Origin of the sequence: Streptomyces sp. NPDC004658, assembly GCF_040609555.1 — a bacterium.
Taxonomy (GTDB): Bacteria; Actinomycetota; Actinomycetes; order Streptomycetales; family Streptomycetaceae; genus Streptomyces.
The window spans coordinates 1-21,057 of sequence record NZ_JBEXKG010000134.1 but is presented as its reverse complement, the minus strand read 5'-3'; the positions used below and the strand labels follow the sequence as shown (position 1 = coordinate 21,057).

The 21,057-nt window shown below is 67.7% G+C and carries 20 protein-coding genes and 4 pseudogenes; 6 read left to right on the top strand and 18 right to left on the bottom strand.

What is annotated here, in order from left to right:
- The 7 genes and pseudogenes from ABZV94_RS31895 to ABZV94_RS31865 form a co-directional block, all read right to left on the bottom strand.
- Window positions 1–1,109, bottom strand: a 1,109-nt coding sequence (locus ABZV94_RS31895) for an ISL3 family transposase (RefSeq protein WP_356346545.1), incomplete at its 3' end; no start/stop codon positions are given.
- Between the two features lie 611 nt (window positions 1,110–1,720).
- A pseudogene (locus tag ABZV94_RS31890) lies at window positions 1,721–2,098 on the bottom strand (transposase); the annotation flags it as partial.
- Between the two features lie 1,410 nt (window positions 2,099–3,508).
- A pseudogene (locus ABZV94_RS31885) lies at window positions 3,509–3,727 on the bottom strand (transposase); the annotation flags it as partial.
- Window positions 3,728–4,049: 322 nt separating this feature from the next.
- On the bottom strand, window positions 4,050–4,859 hold the full coding sequence (locus ABZV94_RS31880) for a hypothetical protein (RefSeq protein WP_356346542.1): 810 nt from the start codon (window positions 4,857–4,859) through the stop codon (window positions 4,050–4,052).
- Window positions 4,860–4,870: 11 nt separating this feature from the next.
- On the bottom strand, window positions 4,871–5,752 hold the full coding sequence (locus tag ABZV94_RS31875) for an XRE family transcriptional regulator (protein WP_356346540.1): 882 nt from the start codon (window positions 5,750–5,752) through the stop codon (window positions 4,871–4,873).
- On the bottom strand, window positions 5,749–5,961 hold the full coding sequence (locus tag ABZV94_RS31870; protein WP_356346537.1) for a hypothetical protein: 213 nt from the start codon (window positions 5,959–5,961) through the stop codon (window positions 5,749–5,751). The genes ABZV94_RS31875 and ABZV94_RS31870 overlap by 4 nt, the downstream gene beginning before the upstream one ends.
- Window positions 5,962–6,495: 534 nt before the next feature.
- Window positions 6,496–7,137, bottom strand: coding sequence for an HNH endonuclease family protein (locus tag ABZV94_RS31865; RefSeq protein WP_356346548.1), 642 nt, complete (start codon window positions 7,135–7,137; stop codon window positions 6,496–6,498).
- 50 nt (window positions 7,138–7,187) lie between these two features.
- Here ABZV94_RS31865 and ABZV94_RS31860 point away from each other — a divergent pair.
- From ABZV94_RS31860 to ABZV94_RS31850, 3 genes and pseudogenes are all read left to right on the top strand, one after another.
- A pseudogene (locus tag ABZV94_RS31860) lies at window positions 7,188–7,307 on the top strand (ATP-binding protein); the annotation flags it as partial.
- Between the two features lie 160 nt (window positions 7,308–7,467).
- Window positions 7,468–7,938, top strand: a pseudogene (locus ABZV94_RS31855) (transposase); the annotation flags it as partial.
- Window positions 7,939–8,127: 189 nt separating this feature from the next.
- Window positions 8,128–8,379, top strand: coding sequence for a hypothetical protein (locus ABZV94_RS31850; protein WP_356346535.1), 252 nt, complete (start codon window positions 8,128–8,130; stop codon window positions 8,377–8,379).
- A 33-nt stretch (window positions 8,380–8,412) separates the two neighbouring features.
- Here the strand turns inward: ABZV94_RS31850 and ABZV94_RS31845 are convergent, their stop codons facing one another.
- The 11 genes from ABZV94_RS31845 to ABZV94_RS31795 form a co-directional block, all read right to left on the bottom strand.
- The gene (locus ABZV94_RS31845) at window positions 8,413–8,928 is read right to left on the bottom strand and encodes a DUF6262 family protein (RefSeq protein WP_356346533.1); all 516 of its coding nucleotides are present in this window, start codon (window positions 8,926–8,928) and stop codon (window positions 8,413–8,415) included.
- The gene (locus ABZV94_RS31840; protein ID WP_356346531.1) at window positions 8,925–11,405 is read right to left on the bottom strand and encodes a site-specific integrase; all 2,481 of its coding nucleotides are present in this window, start codon (window positions 11,403–11,405) and stop codon (window positions 8,925–8,927) included. The genes ABZV94_RS31845 and ABZV94_RS31840 overlap by 4 nt, the downstream gene beginning before the upstream one ends.
- Window positions 11,402–12,484: a tyrosine-type recombinase/integrase gene (locus tag ABZV94_RS31835; RefSeq protein WP_356346528.1), complete on the bottom strand. Its 1,083-nt coding sequence runs from the start codon at window positions 12,482–12,484 to the stop codon at window positions 11,402–11,404. Before ABZV94_RS31835 ends, ABZV94_RS31840 begins: the two co-directional genes overlap by 4 nt.
- 667 nt (window positions 12,485–13,151) lie before the next feature.
- Entirely contained in the window at window positions 13,152–13,355 is a 204-nt protein-coding gene (locus tag ABZV94_RS31830; protein ID WP_037751662.1) for a cold-shock protein, read from the bottom strand.
- Between the two features lie 267 nt (window positions 13,356–13,622).
- Complete coding sequence (locus ABZV94_RS31825; protein WP_356346525.1) at window positions 13,623–14,204, bottom strand: lamin tail domain-containing protein; 582 nt, start codon at window positions 14,202–14,204, stop codon at window positions 13,623–13,625.
- A gap of 575 nt (window positions 14,205–14,779) precedes the next feature.
- Window positions 14,780–15,085, bottom strand: coding sequence for a hypothetical protein (locus tag ABZV94_RS31820; protein WP_356346523.1), 306 nt, complete (start codon window positions 15,083–15,085; stop codon window positions 14,780–14,782).
- Window positions 15,086–15,098: 13 nt separating this feature from the next.
- Entirely contained in the window at window positions 15,099–15,614 is a 516-nt protein-coding gene (locus ABZV94_RS31815; RefSeq protein ID WP_356346520.1) for a M15 family metallopeptidase, read from the bottom strand.
- Between the two features lie 216 nt (window positions 15,615–15,830).
- Entirely contained in the window at window positions 15,831–16,211 is a 381-nt protein-coding gene (locus ABZV94_RS31810; RefSeq protein WP_356346518.1) for a hypothetical protein, read from the bottom strand.
- Entirely contained in the window at window positions 16,208–16,465 is a 258-nt protein-coding gene (locus tag ABZV94_RS31805; protein WP_356346516.1) for a hypothetical protein, read from the bottom strand. Before ABZV94_RS31805 ends, ABZV94_RS31810 begins: the two co-directional genes overlap by 4 nt.
- Window positions 16,466–16,918: 453 nt before the next feature.
- Window positions 16,919–17,566 (bottom strand): hypothetical protein, encoded by a 648-nt coding sequence (locus ABZV94_RS31800; protein ID WP_356346514.1) that lies wholly within the window; start codon window positions 17,564–17,566, stop codon window positions 16,919–16,921.
- A gap of 340 nt (window positions 17,567–17,906) precedes the next feature.
- Window positions 17,907–18,755 carry a helix-turn-helix transcriptional regulator gene (locus tag ABZV94_RS31795; RefSeq protein ID WP_356346512.1) on the bottom strand — a complete coding sequence of 283 codons (849 nt, stop codon included), beginning with the start codon at window positions 18,753–18,755 and terminating at the stop codon, window positions 17,907–17,909.
- Window positions 18,756–18,895: 140 nt separating this feature from the next.
- On the opposite strand from ABZV94_RS31795, the gene ABZV94_RS31790 reads away from it, so the two are divergent.
- The 3 genes from ABZV94_RS31790 to ABZV94_RS31780 all read left to right on the top strand — a co-directional run bounded on the left by ABZV94_RS31790 (window position 18,896) and on the right by ABZV94_RS31780 (window position 20,967).
- Entirely contained in the window at window positions 18,896–19,162 is a 267-nt protein-coding gene (locus ABZV94_RS31790; RefSeq protein ID WP_014670077.1) for an Atu4866 domain-containing protein, read from the top strand.
- A 120-nt stretch (window positions 19,163–19,282) separates the two neighbouring features.
- Window positions 19,283–20,041 carry a glucose 1-dehydrogenase gene (locus ABZV94_RS31785; protein WP_356346510.1) on the top strand — a complete coding sequence of 253 codons (759 nt, stop codon included), beginning with the start codon at window positions 19,283–19,285 and terminating at the stop codon, window positions 20,039–20,041.
- A 149-nt stretch (window positions 20,042–20,190) separates the two neighbouring features.
- The gene (locus ABZV94_RS31780) at window positions 20,191–20,967 is read left to right on the top strand and encodes an SDR family oxidoreductase (RefSeq protein ID WP_356346507.1); all 777 of its coding nucleotides are present in this window, start codon (window positions 20,191–20,193) and stop codon (window positions 20,965–20,967) included.
- Window positions 20,968–21,057 lie beyond the last annotated feature (90 nt).

Here is a 21,057-nt window from a genome sequence, read left to right as displayed (position 1 = left end):
CGCAGGAGGTCAAAGCCGGCGCGGCCAAACATCTGACGCTTCAGCATCTTGATCCGGTTGACGTGGCCTTCGACGACTCCGGAGTTCCAGGGCAGGGTCAGGCTGGCGATGACGGCGTCGCGGTCCCGGTCGATACCGGCCGCGAGAGTGTGGAGGCTGGGCAGGTCGTCCTGGCGGACGGCGTCGAGCCATTGAGGGAGTCGTTCACCCTGGCGCTCGGTGAGCATGTGGGCGAAGGACCGGACGTGACCGGTCAGGGCATCAAGTTCGGGGCAGTTGGTCAGGACGGCCTTGAGCCGGAGCTGTTCGATCTGGGTCAGCGTCTCGGGTCGGCTCAGGATCCATCGCGTCACCACGCGGGGTGCCGGCGGTTGCGCGGTGACCGGCCGTGGCGCGGTGCGCTTCTCTCGCAGGTAGGCGCTGACCCGGCCGTAGCTGCCGCGATAGTCCAAGGGAACGATCTCTTCCCAGAGCTTCCAGGCGTTGGTGCAGCCCTCGTCCCAGCGTTGGTCCAGGAAGGGCTTGTACTCGTCAAGGACGGAGGTCCGGTTGTGCTGCCACTGGCCGCGGAAGAGGTCTTCCGGCTTCGCAGCGTCGGCGAGGCTCTTGACAGTGCAGTGGGTCATCTGGAGCTGACGCCCGATGGAGCGGCGGCTGTGGCCGGCTTCCAGCAGCGCGTGGACCGTGGCATGCCGGGCTCGGACGCGGTTGGCGAACCGCTCGCTCCGCCATGGCGAGTCCGTCTCCTCCTCGGGCGGCGCCGGTTCGTCGGCCTTCGCCACGGAATCGGGGACCAGAACCCGAAGGCACTGGCGGTGGCGGGCCACCGCCCGCTCAGCGGCTTCCCCCAGGTTGTGCCATAAGTGCCAACGGTCCGCGACCTGCGTCGCCTGGGGTGCCCCGGCGGTGGCGCCTTCCGCGAAGAACGGCGCGCGGTCCCGGCAGACGACCTCGATCCCTGGCCGCTGTGCGAGCCAGGCGGCCAGGCTTGATGCCTCTCGATCAGGCAGGAGATCGATCGGACGACGGGTCTCGACGTCCACCAGGACAGTGCCGTAGCGGCGGCCCTTACGGGTGGCGTACTCATCAACGCCGACCACCCGAGGCATCGGCACCTCCGGCTCGGGCAGCGCCTCGACCGGTGCAGGACCGTGCTCCGGCTGATGGACAGGCCAAACACGGCAGCCAGGCGGGCGCCGGCTCGACCAGCCAGGGCGAGGCCGACTGCGGTCAGGATGGAACGCAGTCGCTCGGTGCGCTGGCCATGGCTGCGGGTGAGCCCGGATATCTGCTCCACGAACGTCCGACGTGGGCACTTGGTGTTCCCGCACCGGAACCGCCGGACTCGCAGCTGGAGTACGACGCTTCGTCCGGCGCTCGGGACATCAGCGAGAAACCGCATGTAGGAGCTGTGAACCCGGGTCGAGCAGACTCCGCATCCCGGGCAGGCGGCGCCGGCCGTGGTGCACTGCGCGTCAAGGCGCACGCTCTCGATATCCCCGTCCACCGACAGCACCGCGATGTCCGCGATCGCCGGGAACAACAGCTCCTTCAGCTGGAGTGCAAGGTCTTCCACGGCCCGGACTGTCAGCCCAGCTGCACTGACCACCGTCCATTTTCGGGCGACTTCGCATACCGCCCGGAGACCCTCAGCCGTCACTCACCGTGGCCGCTGCACGAAAGCTGGGCCAGAACCTCGGCATCGACAGAGCCAGCGGGCGGAGGCGTAGGCGGCGAAGACGCCGATCTGGCAGTTCTCGGTCCGGCCGGCGGTTCCGGAGTACTGGCGCTGGACCCCGGCTGAGGTGGTGCCCTTCTTGATGAACCCGGTGTCGTCGATGATCAGGATGCCGTCGGCCTCGCCGAGCTTGTCGGCGACGTATGCCTGCAGGTCGTCGCGGATGTCGTCGGGCTCCCACTTCGATCCCTCGAGGAGGTGCTGCAGACCGTCGGGCGTGGGGTGGCCGGCCTGTTCGGCCAGCTGCCAGCTGTTCTTGCGGGCCACCGGGGCGAGCAGCCCGCGTACGTAGTCCCGCATGCGGCGGCGGAGTTCGACTCGGCCGAAGCGGTGCCCGACGGTCAGGAAGAGATAGTCCAGTTCAAGGTCCCATTGCGCGGCGGCAGACTACCTGCGGCGTTGTCGCACGATCGAGGGGCGGTCTCCATGAGACCGCCCCCGCACGATCGAAATCCCGCTACACTCCCGCCACCCGGCGAAAGACCAGGTCAGACAGCGAAATCCTGCTGGAGTACTAGCACCCAAAAAAGCAAGCTTGATAAATTATGGCCCTAGGAGCGACTTTAGCACGTCAAAAGCTCGCTGCCACCGACGCCGGAAAGTAACCAGTACACAAATTACCACCACCATAAAATATACAAAAGGTTGTGCACTCTCGGGCACACTCGCTCTGACCGCCAGCACCATGATGACACAAAGAGACAAAACAGCAGCGCACAGATATCGCACGTATTCCCAATCGCGCCGTGCGACCTCAACAAGCTCGCTTTCATCAAGGAGCTGTCCAATACGGTACTCGCAAAATCGATCCGCGATCTTCAGTAGATCTTCCGCTGTATGTCGAAGGGCCTCGTGCGGCTCCTGGTCTATCTTGCTCTCTAGGTGTTCCAATGATGCGGCGACGCGTCGTTCGTGGTACTTCAGTTGCTTCTTGCGGGATGAGTTCCTCGGTAGGATTCCACGGTCACTGTGAGCATCAAGGACTGCACGTCGAACTACCCTCAATTCCTTGGCGACTTTCTTGAGTCGTACAGCTCGGAACTCCCCACCACGGCGGGCCTTAGCACACGCATTAATTGCAGCGGCGCACTGATTCACGATCGTGTAACGACGCGCCAGCACAACACTTCGAACTGTGCGCACCCTGGAAATTCCCGGGAAGCTCTCCCACTCTGTGGCAAAATACATCCCCGCCATCAGGGCTACAGTCGGCGCACTGACTACGATCGGACGTAATTCGAGAAAGTAATTCACCATAGCGTCCTTGACATCACTCCGGTCAACAACGCGTTCGTCACTGACTAACAAGTTTCTGATAAGCGACCATCCCGAGTGGCCGTGCGGATCTGCTTCCATGACCTTCGCTACGATTAGCCAAGACACCATGCCAATTGCGGCGAGGGTGATAAAAGTCGCAAGTAGCACCGAGGCGGAGATGAGGACAACACGTTTCCAGTGACTGAGTTGGACACGCCGCCTCAAAGCCACCTTAACCCGCAGAGGTACAGGATGGCTGACTCCAAGTGCTTCACAGTCTCGAACAAGCTGCCGCACCAACGCGCTATATGGACGTTCGGCGTCAGATGGTACGATAGGAGACTGTTGCGGTGATTGTCCCGGATGGCCTACCTGGCTCGGCACATAAGCCCCTATAGGCGCGACTGAAAACGTTTCCGGGTCTGGGGCTGCTGTCATGCGTCCATGCTGGCAGCGACAGAACTTGGACTTACCAACTTCACGAAACTTCACTAGTTCGTGACACCCGGTGGTGTCGGCCTCGGCCTGAACCTGCTGGAGCAGGCGTTCCCAGGTTCCGTCGGCCGACCACAGGCGGTGGCGTTCATAGACGGTCTTCCACGGGCCGAACCGTTCGGGCAGGTCACGCCACTGCACACCGGTCCGCACCCGGTGCAAAATCCCGTCGATCACCTGCCGGTGATCCCGCCACCTGCCACAACGCCGGTTACTGACCGGCAGGAACGGGTGCAGCCGTTCCCACTAGGCATCCGTCAGATCGCCCCGCTCCATGCTCACATCAACGACTCGGACCCAGAGCAGTCACATGATCGGCCGGACAAGTCCTAGAGACTTGGTTCTCAGGACTGCGGGCGCAGAAGAACGAGGTTGTCGGTGTCTGTGCACCTGTGTTTCAGCGCGTCACGGTCATGGGTGAGGACTGCTGCAGCGAGGGTAAGGCGGGTGATGCGTTGGCGGAGCCCGCGGTGCCGAGGTGGCGCATCAGGTGCCGACCTACGAGCCCTGCTCCGGCTGACCGCCAGCCATCATCGCCTCACCCCCGAAACGCCCTCTCTCACCACTGCGCCCCCTGAGCGGCAGTGTCCCTGGCATGAGCGCCGTGCTGGTATCGGCTCCGTCCCTGGCTGGGCCACATGGACTTGAGTGCTCGCTCGGGCCGCAGAGTCCAGGACGGGGTAGCGGCGAGGATGAAGGCGATGCGGGAGGCGAAGCGGGCTTCGGGGAGAGGGATTTCGATATCGGGGTGGCGGCGGTAGCCACGGGTGACGGCGCGTGCGACGTAGTTGGTGAGTGCGTCCGCGCGGTGGGTGCGGGCTCGATCTCTGCGGGTGGTCAGGCGGCTGAAGACGCGCAGGAGGATGGGGATGCCGGTGTCGAAGCGGAAGCGGTTGAGTGGCGGCTGGATACCGGTGACGGTCAGGGTGTCGCAGTCGATCACCTTTTCCAGGCCGCTTTGCTGATACCAGAAGTCGGCGGCATGGCCTTCGCCCTGGGCGTGGTGGTGCAGGGAGAGGCAGTAGGCGGCGGCCGGGTGTCCAGCGCCGGCGGCGTACTGCCACCAGAAGCGGGCGCCGTCTTCGACGTCGGCGAGCTGCAGGGCGCAGCCCAGGAGCCAGGCGCCGTGGGGTTCGGGGAGTGTGCTGGTGAGGAATTCCAGGTCGTCGGCGGTGATGGCGGTGACGATCGCCTCGCACAGCTCCTGCAGGTGGCCGGCGGCCGCATGGTCGGCGTCGGGTGGGGCCGGGTGGGGAGCGCAGGGTTCGGGTTGGAGGTAGGGGGTGTCGTGGTAGGCGACGGTGTCGCCGGGGACGTCGGGGTGAGGGTGGAGGCAGGCGCGGGCGAGGAGGGCGTCGATGGGGGGCATGACGGGCTGCTTCACTCCTTGGGGACGTCGGGGAGCAGGTACTCGAGGGTGGCGCGGGCGTGGTGGTCGATGGCGTGGGTGATGGCCTCGCTCAGGCCGACGATGCCGGGAATCTGTTCGGGCGGTGTGGCGCACAGGTAGCGCAGGACGGTGATGTCCAGCTGGTCGGCGGGCAGGCGGCCGATGGCGTGGAAGAGGTCGGTGAGTTCGGTCAGGGCGACGAGGTGGCCGGGCATGTGGTCGTGGACTTCGGCGGTGGAGAAGACCGCGGAGCGCAGGTCGGGGTGGCCGTCGTGGTGGTGGGCGCGGGCCATGACCCGGGTGCGGAGCAGTTGCCAGGCGTAGCGGGGGAGGTTGTCGCTGGTGGCGGCCTGTTTCCAGGTCAGCCAGAGGATGTCGAGGCTTTCCCCGACGACCCAGCCGGCGCGGTGGTCGGTGAGGAGGAAGGCGCGGGCGTAGGCGGTGTAGGTTTCGCGGAAGGTGTCGGCGAAGGCCCGGTAGGGCAGGGGCGCAGCCTCGGGCTGGAGGGCGACCTGCTGGATACTGCGCTTGATCCAGGCGCTGTCCTTGCCGGCTTCGCGGGCGCCGCTCTGCCACAGGCGGAGCATCGGTTCCAGGGGCAGGCCTAGGGCGTGGACGACGCTGGAGGTGATCTCCCAGGCGGGGTAGTAGCCGTTGCCGCGAAGGAGTTCGCTGATACGGGTCTTGGAGTAGCCGGAGCGCTCGACGAGGTCGTCGAGGGTGAGGCCGGAAGCGAAGACGAAGTTGCGGACCGGCACGAGCCACGCCCGGTGGGACAGGCCCGCGGTGGCGGAGATCGGGGCGGGTTTGCGGCCGCGTCTGCCGGAGGTGTCCGGTGGGAGCGGCTGGTCGGCGTCCGGGGGCCAGATCATTGGGGCGGCTCCTGTCCGCCACCGGCGACCGGCCCGGGAGCCCCGGGGTGGTCGGGCGCGGTCAGGACATAGGCGATCTGCTGCACGAGCAGGCCCAGAGAGGGGACCACGACGGCGACGGCCGTTTCGTGGCCCAGCACGGTCATCACCGTGCTCCACGTGAGGACCACCGCCAGGACGGCGATGGTCACCACCTTCTTGCGAACCATGGAATCCGGTTTCTCTTGACGATGCCACACCAACAGCCCTGCCTGGCAGCGGTGCTGAAGCGCCGTCAGGGAGGCGAGGCTCAGCATGGACCGGCCCACAGCGTGTACGCCACGTGATCAAGGTGTTACGGAACAATGCGGGACATCAGCCACCTCCCGCTACCCCCCGCCACCCTCACCGCAGAGTTCGAATAGCCGCCGATTCAACCATTTGAGGGGGAAACGTCACTTCTGGCCCCGCTCGGTCGTGCATCGCGCATCATGGGTGAGGGCGCCAACTTGACGCCGCACCACCGTGCGGCCCCCTGTGCTGAAGCAACACCCCAAGAGGGGGCCGCACGGCCAACTTCCCTCGCGCCGCCTGCCTGGCCTCAGCCTCCGACGTGCCGCCCGGAATCCGAAGGCCGCTGCCGAAGCGTCGGGCAGTCACGCCCTCGCATGAACTTCTCCCCCTCCGTCTCCCCTGCCCACGGCACAGCCGCAGGCAGGGGCCCATCACGGTGCCCGGCCGGGTTGCGCCCCGCTGAAACCGTGTCAGCGGGCCAATGTGACGGTGACGGGCGCGTCCGGACAGTTGTCGAGCACCTCGGCGAGCGCGGCCTGCTCGCCGGCATCGACACTCAACCGCCAGCGCATCTTGTCGGCCACCCAGTCGGTGACGTACTGGCAGCGGTAGCCGTCGGCCGGCGGCAGCCACGTGGACGGGTCCTGGTCGGCCTTGGACCGGTTCGAGGCCGCCGACACCGCGATCAGGGCGCGGTCGTCACCGAGGTCGTTGGCGTAGGCCTCACGTTCCTTCGCGCTCCAGTCGGAGGCGCCGGAGTCCCAGGCCTCGGCGAGCGGGACCAGGTGGTCGATGTCCAGACCGCCCGGTCCTTCGATGAAGCGGTCGTCGTACGGCGAGAACCAGGCTCCCCCGCTCAGCCGGCAGCTCGCGCCCTGCTCCGGGGCGACGACGGCTTCGGCCTTGAGGACCTCGGCGCGGGTGTTGCAGCCGTCCTTGTCGGCGTCGACCCAGTGCTTGAACTTCGTGCGCTCGTACCCGGTGCGGTCCTCGCTGCGCACCGGTAGCCGGGTGAGGGCGTTCTGGACGGGCAGGGTGACGGTACCCCGCGGCGCGGTCGCGGCCGGGGCGGCGTGCGCAGTCGTCGGAGTGAGGACGCTCCTCTCTGCGATGTCAAAAACGTACTGAGCTGGGAGAACACCCCACGCCAGCAAAGCATCCGTTGATAACGAAAGGGGGCGGGAAGGCACACGTCGCCCAGGCCCTCGGCTACCAGGCCATCCGCGAGGGTGCCAACGTCCGGTTCGCCAAGACCAGCCGCATCCTCGCCGAACTCGCCGGCGGTCACGCGGACCGCACCTGGGACAAGTGGATGCGCGGCACTTCCTGCCCCCGGTCAACGCGGTCGGGGACGGAGGTCATCCGATCGGGGTATGAGCCAAGAACAGGCGCGCCGAGGCCCGCAGGACCGTGGAGAACGCCGAACGGCGCGGCGCAGGGGCACCGAGTGGGCCCACCAACCGCCACTCATCGAGGAAGCACTCGGCAAGCAGATGCTCGCCCTCCTCATCCAGCTGGAGGCCGCCTGCACCGCCGCCAACCAACTCGCCGAAGCGGTGGAAGAGGCGTTCCCTCAGCACCCGGACGCCGGGATCCTGCTGAGCTTCCCCGGGCTCGGCATCCAGCTCGCCGCCCGGATCCTCGATGAGATCGGCGACGACCGTGGTCGCTTCGCCGACGCCCGCGGTCTGAAGGCATACGCCGGTTCCTCACCCGTCACCAGAGCCTCTGGCAAGAAGTCGTCCATCACTCGGCGATGGGTGAAGAACGACCGCCTCAACCACGCCGGCTACTTGTGGGCCTTCTCCTCGCTACGAGCCTCTACCGGCGCCAACGCCCACTATCGAAGACGCCGCAAACGCGGCGACTGGCACGCAGCCGCCCAACGCAACCTCTTCAACCGCATGCTTGGCCGTTCTCTGGGGGACCCGAGTGCCGCAGATGCTCGGCTGCCTATCTTTGTGCAGGTGGGCGACCTGACGAGTTGAGGATGCCAGTGCGACAGGTGTGGCGCAATCGCTGGATCGGGCGATGGCGAGGCTCTCCGGGCTCGCTGTCGACGCCTTGGTTCATGGGGTGTGGCCGCACGATAAGTTGCTGCCATGCCGCTTGCCCCAGACGATGAGATCCGCAGTCGCCAGGACTTGGTTGCGTTTGTCCGCGCACTTCACCAGGACTTTCTCCGCCGTGGCCATGAGTGGGAGAACCAGACCCTCGATACCTTCCTGGAAGGGCTCGCCGCGTGGATGAATGACTCGGAGGGTTGGTATCGAAACTTCGGCAAGGAGCTCCCAGCTGCAGGTGACTGGACGTTCCTTGCCCGGGCTCTTCAAGCTGCGACGACCTACGAGTAGTCGGCCAAGCCAGCGGTCTGCGAAAGTCAATCCTTATGATCGCGCGTTGAGGGTCGCCATGAGCTGACGGTTGGCTGCTCGGGCGGCAACGAGGTCTTGTTCGCGTTCGGACAGCTCGGCGGTCAGGTCCGCGTTGTGCTGTTCGAGCTGGGTGATCCGCTCCTGGAGAGCATGGATGTCGGTGGGGGCGCCGAGGCCCGATTCTCGCCAGGCCCGCTCGCCCAGGGCCCGTGACAGAGCCTCTTCCAGTTGACGGATCCGGGCGGTGAGCCGGCTGTTGCGGTCGTTGGCGTTCGCGAGGTCTGCCTGCAGCGACGCGGTGGTGACCCCGTGCCCGTCCTCGGTCTGTGGCTGCGTCTCGGCGGCTTGGATCTCCTGGAGCAGGTCGCTGCGGCGATAGAAGAAACTGCGGTCCAGGCCGGCTCGGCGGGCGATGCTGGAGACGCTGACGGGTTCACCAGCCCTGAGTACGTCGCGAAGGGCGGCGCGAGCCCGCTCGCGGCGGCGGGATGTGGCTGCCAGGCGGCCGTCAGGCAGGGAGGCTGTCATGAGTTGAGTCCTGAATGGAAGTCGGGGCGGGGCTGGCGGACTTGGGGCATGCCGAGGTGGATCGGACGCCGGCCGCGGCGGACGAGGGCGATGGCTTCGTCGAGTTGGGCTCGTTCCTCGGGCAGAAGGTCGTCGAGGTCGGTCCTGACCCGGCGGATGAGTCTGCGGACGCGGGTGATCTCTTCGTCGGATGGCATTGCTTCGGCCTTCGCGCAGTCGTCGGCATCGAGAGCCGCGGCGAGACGTTCACGGTTCCGCAGGAGATCACCGAGGTATGCCTCAAGGTCGGGGAGGTAGGAGGCGTCGGTGCGGAAGTGCCCGCAGCCGACACAGCGGAAGCGAACCGGGCAGTCCTTGCCGCCCGCGGCAACGTTGGAGGGTTCGGTGCAGACCCCATAGGGGACGGCGACTTCGCCGATGGCCCGGCGGGCCCGCTCGGAGTGGAGCAGGGCCTGGGCCTTGCGCCAGATGCGGTTGCCGTGACGGTCGAACTGCATGGCCGTGACACGGTCGACGGCCTCTCGACGGCGTACTTCGCTGACCCGGTAGTAGCCCTGGGTGGTGGACAACTGCCGGTGAGACATGAGCTCTTTGAGCACGTCGACCGGGACACCGGCGTCGGCATGCCGTTGGGCATAGCTGTGCCGGTAGGCATAGAGAAAGATCTTGTCCTTGTCGAACGGCACCAGCGTTGGTCTGCCGTCCTTGCCGGGAATCGGGATCAAGATGGTGGGCATCTCGTCCACCCAGGTGCGGTGCCGGTCGCTGAGCCAGCCGGGCGTGATGGACCTGCGGCCTTCCTGGCTGATGACGGAGTTGGGCAGCAGCTTGAGCTCTTTCTGCGGCGCATCGGGGAAGCGTTTGCGTACTCGTTGCTGCTGCCGGAGGATCAGCTCGGCCGTCTCGTGGGCGATGGGGAGGCGTCGGCTCAGGCGGTGGCCCTTGTGGTCGGAATAGATCAAGACCGGCTGGCCGTCGTCATCGCGGTCGAGGCAGTCCCAGGGCAGCTTGCAGACCTCGCCGGGACGGCGTCCGGTGTCGATGAGGAGCTCGATGGCGGTGCGGATCTCCGGGCTGGAGCGGTCGTCGAGCCTGGGCAACTCGGCGACCACGACCCGCATCACCTCGTCGGGCAGGTCCCGGCCGGCCTCGGCGTCCTCGGGCTCGTCCGGGATGTCTTCCTCGCGCAGGACGACGTCGTCGGGAAGGCCGTGCAGCGGCTCGTGCGGCCGGGTCAGGCCCAGGGCCCGCATCCGGTTGAGGCAGCGCCGGACATGCCGGCTGACCGTCAGTCGACGGTATGCCGTGATCTTCTCCTGCTCCTGGAGGTAGGCCAGGCGGTTGGTGAAGGCCGTGATGTCCAGGCGGGACAGGGAAGTTGGAGACGTTCCGTCGTCCGGCCGCTGCAGCCGCAGGCTGTCGGAGAACTGGACCATCGAGTTGATGACGTCCTGGACGGTGCCGCCCGGGTTGTCGCCGCGGCGACGGGGAAGGTCGTCGTAGGCCCAGCGTTTCATCGCCTCACGAAGCCACGGCTGGCGGATGCCGGCGAAGCGGAGGAAGCCGCTGCAGCCGAAGGCCCGGCAGTCCCAGGTGTCCTTGTGCCGTTCGGTCTCCGCCGACAGCCCGACCAGGGCCACGGCCTTGGTGAAACCGTGGAGGAGATCGCGGCTGCCGCGGCCCAGTGGTGCGGCGTCAAGGTCGAGGAGCGAGGCTGCGCTGGTGGCCAGCAGGGCGGTGCAGACGGGGCGGAAGACCCAGAAGGCGGTGCGGCGGCCGCTGCGGGTCCGTTCCTGCAGTCCGAACAGCAGCTCCGCGGTGACCAGATCCGGCAGGCCCCGCAGGCTGACGGTCTCTTTCGAGGAGACCGGTGGTTCGGTCCGGCGCCAGTGGTCTTCGTCGAGAATGAGGTCCTTGCGTCGCAGGGCACTCAGCCGAGCCGCGTGTGCACTGCAGTAGGCCGAGTTGACGCCCTGCCTCTGGCGTCCGCAGGCGATCACTGAGCAGGGTCCGTAGGCCGCAAGCGGCCGGATGTCTGTCTCCTGGACGAACTCCTCGGGCGAGAGCCGTCGGCGTTGCTGTTGTCCTTCGTGCGTGGTGCACAGTCGCGTGATCGAACTCCGCCAGATCCGCTCGCATCCGGGGACGAGGCAGAGGGCGGTGCCGACCTGAAGGCGATCGGCTCGCGGATCCTTCGCGGCGACGGCCGCGTACTCCTCGAGGGGTCGGCCGTCGCGCTTCCAGCGCAGGCCGCAGGGTGAGCACAGTCTGGTGCTGGCCGTGGTGGCTTCGCCGCATCCCTGAATCCGGCAGAGCCGCCAGCCGAGCTGGGGATGCTGCTGAGGGAAAACGACGGTCCTGGCGACGGGATCCCAGCAGATGCTCGTCAGGAAGTCCTCGGCGACCGCGGCCATGACCGAAGCGGCGCGAGAGGGTGTTGTATTGGGGTGCCGGATCGGCGCGGTGGCCAGGTTCACCGGGTCTCCTGGCCGTGCTCGCGGGGGCTGGGGACCCGGCCGACCGCGGCCCGTAGTCGCCGGACATCGGGGCGGAGGTAGGGGCGGGGTGAGCGCGGGTCCTTCTGGCCGAGCAGCCGCTGTACTTCGTCGAGTGAGCCACCGGCATCGGCGACGTTGCTGCCGAACGCCCGCCGGGGCATGTGCGGGGTGAGGTGCCGGTCCAGGTTCGCTCTCCGGGCGAGCCGTTCGACAAGTTCACCCACTGCGTCCGGGGTGATGGGCGAGCCCAGCGGCGGGCGGAAGAGGTTCACCAGCAGAAAGTCGCTGCTGTCGTTGCCCAGGAACTCGTGGCGCTCGTAGACGTACTGGTCGAATGCCTGGACCACGAGGAAGTCGGCTGGGAACCAGATCGACGAACGGCGCTTGGACCAGGCCGTGTTGGGGTTCTGGCGCCGCACGATGTGCAGGTGTGGCCCTTCGATGTCGCAGCCCAGAATGCGGGAGTCCACCATCAGGTGGGCGTCGCAGCGACGTAGCCCCGCCAGCTGTCCGACGCGCAGTCCCACCCGGGCCATCAAGAGCACGATCAGCCGGTCGCGTGCCGAGCGGCAGGCGTGCAGCAGCGCGACGATCTCTTCGTCGCTGGCCCGGTTCACTTCGATTTCGGGCTCCTGCAGCCGGTGCCGGGCGCCGAGCCGGTAGCCGATCCCGGCGTCCTCGCCCTGTGCCTCCAGCGGCAGGTCCTGCGTGCTGGCGATCTCGTAGATCTGCGCGAGGACCCATCCGGGCGCCGCCTTCGCCGCCACGGCATGCGCCAGAAATCCGCGTACCCCGGTCAGGACCCCGTTGATCCGGCGTTCCCGGCGGACCGGGTCCACCCCGGGTCCTGCCACTACGACCTGCGAGGCTCCGCCGGAGCTGTACTTGAGCCAGACAATGAACAGCCCCATGTCCGCCGCTGCCGTCGACCAGTCGCGACCCGTGCGCCGGCACCACCGCAAATACAAGGCGATGGCCCCGGCGTACGACTTCGTGGTGAGCTCGGCGCGGCTGCGGCCGAACCTCAGATCCCGCAGGTACCGATCCGCGACCGGCATCACCTGCAGCTCATCATCAACGACTGCCCAGTACCGGCTCCCCGACGGCATGCGGACCAAGAACGCGTCCATCCACTTCCCCTGTCGTGCATCTCATGCGACGGCCCACCACAAGCACCACACCCCCGGAAACCGTCGTGCAAGACATCAACGAAGAGGGTCAGACAACGTCACACCACACCGGAAAGAACCCCAGAGAACGGCCAGCTCTACCACTGCCTCCAGCACCGCAAATCGTTCGACGAGAACACCGCGTTCCCCGCTGAACTGGCCGCCGCAGCTTGACGGCATAGCAACGTGAGGTGTCTGTCAGAGCCGGGAAATAAACCGTACGAAATAGCATCATTCTTCGCACGTACATCTGCGTGTGGGCGCGGCTTGTCCTCACTACATGGGCTGCCGTGGGATCGGCGGATCGTCCGGCACAGGTGCAGCAGCAGCGCGAGGTCGGCGAGGCACCCCCAAGACCTCGGTGCGGAGCCCACGAAAGAGGCAGCGGTGGGACGTGTCGAGGCCACTCGGCGTCTCCCAGCAGGCGGGCCTGCCGGTTGTGGCGGCGGCCGGTCCGCAGGCGTGGCTGCGGGCGTTCAAGCGCCGGCTGGCCCGTGTACCCGCCGTCTCATCCGGACCCGGGAACGCTCTCCCCAGGCCCGGATGACGTCCAGACTCAGGCGGGGGTGATGTTCTCCGCCTGCGGACCCTTCTGGCCCTGGGTGATGTCGAAGGTGACTGCCTGGCCTTCCTGCAGCTCGCGGAAGCCTGAGGCGTTGATGTTGGAGTAGTGAGCGAAGACGTCCGGTCCGCCACCGTCCTGGGCGATGAAGCCGAAGCCCTTTTCGGCGTTGAACCACTTGACGGTTCCGCTGGCCATGCTGGTGCCTCTCAGTCGCTGTCAGGAACCGCACCGCGCGGTCCCAGAGGTGATCGCCCTGGCTCGGCACTGCACAGCAAACCGCCCGCGCTTCGCGCGCGGGCAGTACGAACCACGATATCTGCCAACGACGCTACACGGCGACGACGGCTCCCGCAGCTCCCTTGGCCGGTGCCGTGGGGCAGGCGGACGGCTTTACGTATCTCGCTTGGTGGGCCGCCTCCACACGAGACGACCCACCCTGGCGTCATCTACCGCCGTGCGAGGTCAGTCGCGGTGTCCGTCGCGGTGTCCGTCGCGGTGTCCGTCGCGGCGGTCACCGCCGTGACGCCAGCCGTCACCGCGGTGGTCGCCGCCGCGGTGCCGGTCGTCGCCACGGTGGTCGCGGTCGTAGCCCCAGGAGACCTCGTCGACAAGCCAGTCGCGGTCGTTGCGCAGGGTCGCTGTGTCGGAGTGGTTGTCCCACACGTACGATCGCCGGTCCTGGTACACGTCCGAGCGGCTGTCGCGGCCGATGCCGGTGTGGACCCGGACGGTCGCGCGGCCGTTCAGCCGGTAGTGGTCGAAGGTGTAGGTGTGGCCGTCCTCGTCGGAGAGGGTCCAGCCGTCCAAGTTCACCGCCCGCCGCGAGTCGTTGGTCAGCTCCACCCACTCGGCGTTCAGCGAGCGGTTGGAACGGTCGTCCTGGCCCGGGGAGTCGTACTGCACATCGCTGACGTACACCGCCGGGCGGTACTGGCGGCCGTGGTGGTGGTCGTCGGCCGACGCCGGCAGCGCCACCGCCCCCACCACCGCAGCGGCCACACCGGCGACGGCGGTCAGACGACGGACGGAAGAAGAAACGGACACGAAGGTCCCCCTTCAGGTGCGCACACCCAACCGAACCCGCGGCATCGAAGCCACGGTTCAGCCAGGTGCGTTGTACTGGTGCGCAGCCGGTCGGCCGCGCACCCACACCTTCCGGCCCGCACCTCGAACCGCGTGGGATTGACGAAGCCTGTTACAGATTGAGCAGATTTCCGTGACACTCACCTGTAATGGCCACTGATCGGCTGAATCGGGTGGAACGGTGAGGTATCGGATGCCGGGCCCTTAGGGCTACCGGCTTGAAGCGGCGCATCGCCGGGCTGCGCCACCCCACCGTGACGAACGCACTCACCCGAAAGTGAGTAACAGCCCGGCCCGCCAATCGGGCCGTCGGACCGGTCCCTGGATGCGGCGACTCGTTCTGAACGCGGTGAGCACGACGCGTGAGCCGTACGTCTGGCGGGGCTTTGCAGCAGTCGACGGCCCGTGGACGAGCCGTCGGTCCAGGGTGTGTTCGGTGCGACCAAGGGCGCCGGCGTTCCGGGACTGCGAAGGCGTCGGTCATGGGTGCAGGGTGCCGCGGCCGGCGGGGATGGCGGGTCACGCTGTCTCGCGGTTCAGGCGGGTGAGCCCTTCGATGGTTTCCAGGCGGGCCTGCAGGGCTGGGCTGTGCGTGGGCGTGGTGGTGAGCAACAGCACTGGAACCGAGGGGTGTCCGGGGCGTAGAGGTCGTCTTCCTCGTCGTCGCCGGGGATCGGGTTGGGCTGGATCTCGATCCGCTCGTCGCGGGTGCCGGCGAGGTGGTAGACGCCCCGGTAGTCGCTGTCGCGCTCGGTGAAGACCAGCCCGAGGCGGTCACCGACGAGCCGGACCAGCTCGCTCACGGTGTGGGTGCTGGTGCCATAGGTGTGGTAATCGGTCATGGTGCGCCAGAGCCTATGCCGCAGCGTCGTGGGAGGGCGTCCGCAGGGGAGTCATATGGGTCCGTAGACGGCGGCGGGGGCTCCGGTGATGAGTGCCCAGTAGCGGTCCCCGTAGGACCCACTCGCTCGGATAGTTGACGAAACCCTCCTCCCGCAGACACCAGGCCAGCAGATCGCGGTTGTCGCGGGCGGTCGACGACAGGCCCGGAGCATCGAAGGGACACCACCGCTCGTCGCCCGTGCGGTGTCCGTTCACCGCGCCGCCCATGTCCAGTTTCGCGCCATCGGCCTCGACAAGCGTGAGGTCCACGGCCGCGCCGGCACAGTGCGGGGCCACCTCCCCCGGAGAGACGAACGCGCCGGCCCGGCGCCGAAGCTCCGCCGGGTCACTGACGCCCGCGCGGCGCAGGCGGTCCTCGTACAGGGCGAACCGACGGGCCTGCTCGTCCGGGCTGCGATGGCCCTCGATCACAAGGAATCTGATGCCGGCGGGAAGCCTCTCTGAGGCTGCACGCAGGCGTGCGAGCACGCCGGTCCTGACGCGTCCGTACGCTCCGCGCTCGTCGCGTTCCCGCGGATCCAGCATCACGGTCGTGGCCGTGGCGATCTCCGCCGGGGGCTCACCTCAGTCTGCCACCGGAATGTTGAGCACTCGCGGATCGCTCAGCAAGATCATGCCGAGCGAGCCTAGCGTCCGCGCCCCTCTGCTACCCGGCCAGACACCATCGCCTCCGGCCGGTCTCGGTCAGGGCGTCAGGTCGAGCACACGGACCGGTTCACCGGTCCACCGCTCGGGAGCGGTGGTGGCGATGATCGCTCCGTCGGGACGGTCGGGAGTCGGCTGGGCTGCGTACTGGCAGTGTGCCGCCGCCCAAGTGTCCTGCCGGGCCACGGCCAACGCGGCCGCAAGGTCGAGGTCGAGCACGGTGATGCCCGGCAGCGCGGCGAGGTGTTCCGCGGTGCCGGGCCGGGCACGGTCGGCTTCCACGAGCGCGCACGCCGGGGCGTACAGGTACCAGCCGGTCTCGACGTGGGCGCGGTGGATGAGACGGGAAGCGAGAACGTTGCCCTGGCCGGCCGCGGCCATCGCGGTGTCGTCCAGGACGATGTGCACGGCATCGCTCACCGGGCGGCCGCCCGGGCCAGGCGGCGGTCGAGCTCGCTGTCGAGGTCCTGTTCCTCGACCGCAGTGGGCGCGTAGCCGTTCCACCTCTCCAGCGCGGCCCGAGCCTCCTCGGCCCGCGCAGCCCGCTCGTCCGGGGTGAGCAGGGTGTCGGCGAGGCGCGCCAGGTAGGCGCGCAGCGACAGCCCCTCAGCAGCCGCTATGGCGGCCAGCCGCTCTTTGGCCTCTTCGGGGATACGGACATTGGCATCGGACATCGTTGTGGCTCCCTTCCATCCCCCAGGATACGGGTACGTACCCGTACCCGTCACGACCGTCGTCCGTGCGGATCCCGGCGGCCCCGCCGCTTCGGCCCCGCCGGTCCGCTGTGAGCTTGGCGGGGGTCGCGCTGTCCCTGACGCGGCACCCTGATCCGGCGGCCGGCCGCGAGTTCAGGCGGTAGGCGGCAGCGTCTGTCCGCCGCATCAGGTAGGGCCGAACTCGTGAGCGGGGCTACCGCGCCACTGCACCCACTGAGGGTCGTCCAGGAGCGCATCGGGGTCGGCGAACCCCGCCCAGTCCCACAGCCTCCTCATCACCGAGGTTCACCTGGTAATAGCCGCCGTACCCGCCGGCGCCCTCCGGGCAGGCCCGGCGCAGCAGGGGAATGAGGGCATCGGCCATGGCGATGCAGCGCGGATCCTTCGCGTACGACGGCACCAGGTGCTCTCTCAGCGCGCAGTAGACAGGTGAGGCAGCAGCGTAGTGAGATCACGACGGACGCGTGCGGCCAGGACGGCCGGGTCGTTCGCGGTCCACTGGTGGGCCACGCCGACCGCGTCGGCCGCCTTGGCGCGCGAAGAGCCTTTGCCGGGGAAGGCGCCGCCGGTCACCCGGGCCGTGAAGGTTGCAGGCCCCGGCGGGCGCGGCAGGAACAGCAGTGGCTGGTGCGGGGTGAAGTCGAAGTGACCGAGCCGGGCGGCGGGCTCTTCCCCGAACAGCTGCGGCTCGGTCCACAGTCCGACACTGACCACCAGCCAGGCATGGGGGACGTCCGGGTGGTTGCACAGCCACAGGTCGAACGTCCCGACCAGCAGCTGCTCCTCCCACTTCCAGACCTTGGCCCGCGGATCGAGGCCGGCGGCGCCGTCTGCGCGCAGCGGCATCAGCGCTAGCTCGAACGGCATGATCACGTCTGCGTACGCCTCGCGCACGGCCGTGCTGGCGGCGTTGTCGACCGTCAGCTCCCGATCCGGTGTGACCTCCCAGGTGAGGCCCTGCGGCAGCTGGCCGTCCAGGTACTCACGGATCGGACCGAGGACCCGCGGCAGACCGTCTTTGCCGCACCGGGCGTGCTCGGCTGCGGGCAGGCGGACCACGCGTAGTAGGGCGTTCCGCTGTCGTAGGAGTCGTAGTCGACGCAGTGTTCGTAGATACAGCCCAGCGAGGCGGCGAGTTGCGTCATCGTCTCCTGGGTGCGCTCATCCAGGTCCGGGTTCTCGCCGGCTCAGCCGCCCCGTCACTCTCCGCCACATGACTGTCTGACGTAGCTATACGAGAACCGGACCATCTCGGGCAAGACCGGTATGGAAGCATCGCCGGCCCGTCTTCTGGCCGAAGCGGACAGACGGCACCCACGCCAGATATCACCTGTGAAACACGTGGGGGCGAATCCGACCGGGCACTATTGCCGCCCTATCTCCATGTTCCGTCGGCTGATCAGCGGTGGGGCCGGGGGGCGGGCCGGCGCCGGGTAGCGTGGATGGAACCAAGCAGATTGAGGGACTGGGTACTGGGGCTGCCTGGTTCGGCGTGGTAGATGACGAGCTGCTGGCCGGGGGCGTCGCGTACGTCGAAAGCCTGGTAGGTGAGGGTGAGGGGGCCGACGTCTGGGTGGAGGAAGCGTTTGGCGTCCTGGGTCTTGCCGCGCACGGTGTGGGTGTTCCAGAGGCGGGTGAAGTCCGCGCTGTGCTCAGTGAGGGTGCGGACGAGTTCACGCAGCCGTGGGTTGTCCGGGTCAAATCCGGTTGCCTCGCGAAGGTTGGCGACGGTGGCCTGTGCTGCCCGGTCCCAGTCCGTGTAGAAGTTGCGGCCCGCGGCATCGAGGAAGGTCATGCGGGCCAAGTTGTCCGCCGGCTCGAACGGGGCGTAGAGGGCATCGGCCAGGGCGTTGACGGCGAGGAGGTCCAGGGTCCGGCTCATGACGAACGCTGGAGTGTTCGGGTAGCCGTCCATCAGCTGTCGCAGCGAAGAGCTGACTCGTTTGGCGGCGTGGGCGGAGGGCCGGTCGTTCGGCGTGGCCCCGGCTAGCCGGTACAGGTGCGCGCGTGCGTCCGCGTCGAGGCGCAGCGCGCGGCTGAGTGCGTCGATCACCTGTGGTGAGGGGTTGCGCTCGCGGCCTTGTTCCAGGCGGGTGTAGTAGTCGGCGTTCACTCCGGCCAGGACGGCGACCTCCTCGCGGCGCAGTCCGGCGACTCTGCGGGCCCCGTAGCTCGTCATGCCGACGTCCTCCGGCTGCAGGCCGGCGCGGCATGAGCGCAGGAAGTCTCCCAGGTGGTTGTCGTCCATTGTATGCAGGCTAGGCGGCGGCTCGATGTGGTGCCTGGGTGTGCTGCACCCCGGCAGCACGCGTCCTGGTTGATGGCCGCTGACCTGCGCAGACTCGGTGGAGCGGGAAGGACCACACCGTTCGAGGAGAGGAGCCCGCCATGGCCGGGACCGTTGAGGACGACCACGTCGACGTGGTCGGGATGTGGGTGACCGCGGATGGTCACATCCGGCAGGAACTGCTGCCGGACGGCCGCTACGACGAAGCCCGCGGCGAGCGGGCCAGCGCGTACACCGGCCGGTACACGGTGACCGGCAGCCACCTGGACTACGTCGACGACACCGGCTTCACCGCCACGGGCGACATCCGGGACGGAGTGCTCTATCACGAGCACCTCGTGCTCTACCCGGAGCGAAACCGGTCGTAGAGAAGGCCGGGCCACGGCCACTCTGGCACCGGGAGGCGAATCCGCCCTCGGCGGACGAAAAGGGCCCGGTACAGCAGCCAGTCAGCCAGCCAGCAGCAACGACAATTGAGGACCATATCCATGACAGGAACACGACTTGACGGAAAGGTCGCGCTGATCACGGGCGCGACCGGCGGCCTCGGCACAGCGACCGCCGAACTTTTCGCCCGCGAAGGCGCCCGGCTAGTGATCACCGATATCGCCGAAGGCCCCCTGCGGGAGCTGTCCCACCGGATCGGGGCGCCCGGCGCGGAGGTCGTTGCCGCCCGCCTCGATGTCTCCTCCGTGCGGGAGTGGGACGAAGTGATCGCCGTCGTACGCGACCGGTTCGGAACGCTGGACGTGCTCGTGAACCTCGCCGGCATCCTCGACTGGCCAGGTATCGAAGACACGCGAGAAGAGGAGTGGGACCGCGTTATCGACGTGAACCAGAAAGGCACATGGCTTGGCATGAAAGCGGCGATGCCGCTTCTGCGTGCGAGCGGCAACGCGTCGGTGATCAATACGTCGTCCGTACTCGGCCTGGTGGGAAGCGGTGCAGCTGCGGCCTACCAGGCGTCCAAGGGAGCCGTGCGCCTGTTGAGCAAAACCGCCGCAGTCGAGTACGCCCAGCAGGGAGTACGGATCAACTCACTGCACCCCGGGGTGATCAGTACCCCCATGATCCAGGACCTTCTGAACGACCAGGGTGACCAGCAGCCGGACATCCAGCGCACCCCCATGCGCCGAGCCGGCCGCGCTGAGGAGATCGCACCCGCGATCCTCTTCCTCGCCAGCGACGAATCCTCGTTCATCACCGGCGCGGAACTGGTGGTCGACGGCGGGCTCACCGCGCACTGAACAACCCAGCCGTACGACGTCCACGTGGGCCTGCCGCGGATGTGTCAACGGTGCGGCCCACCCGATCAGCGCACCGCACCACTGCACAGCACGCCAGATGCCCTGCACCGGCGCCTGCACTCACACTCACCTCCTCCCGGGACTGCACCATGACACCTGCAACCGCATCCGCCGCAACGTCCGAGTCCACCGAGTTCGCTGGGAAGATCGCCCTCGTCACCGGAGCCGCGCGGGGGGTGGGCCGGGAGACCGTGGCGCTCCTTCACGCCCGCGGGGCTCGGGTCGTCGCCCTCGACCTCCGCCCCGACGTCATGAACCTGGCCAAAGAGTTTCCCGGCGTCGTCGTGACAAACGGTGACATCACCCAGGAGGAGACCGCCCACCGCGCGGTGGCAACGACTTTGGACGCCTTCGGCGGACTGGACATCCTCGTGAACAATGCCGGGCGCACCCAGAACAAGCTCCTCACCGAAACCACGGCAGAGGACTGGGACACCGTGATGGCGGTCAACGCCCGCGGCTCCTTCTTCTGCGCCCGCGAGGCGTTCCGGGCCATGAAGAGCCGCGGCGGCGGCGCCATCGTCAGCACCGGCTCGTACGCCTCCACCGTCGCCCTGCCCGAAGGTGTCGCCTACAGTGCGTCGAAGGGCGCTCTGGCCCAACTGACCAAAGTGCTCGCCGTCGAGGGCGGCCCGCTGGGCATCCGCGCCAACCTCGTGGCCGCGGGCGTCATCGAAACGGACTTCCTCGACACGATCCGCCCCGACAGTCGCGCCTACCTGGCGTCCTTCGCCGCCGCGCAGCCCCTGGGACGAGTGGCGCAGCCCGAGGAGATCGCCGAGGTCCTGTGCTTCCTCGCCTCGCCCCGCTCCAGTTTCGTCACGGGAGCCGTGGTCGCCGCTGACGGCGGATTCACCGCAATCTAAGAGGTCGTTTTCGCCCGATGTTTCATCCCGAAAACAGCTGTTTGGTCTGTGGTGTCGGGTCGCGCCAGGAGATGGTGTTCTCGCCGGTGA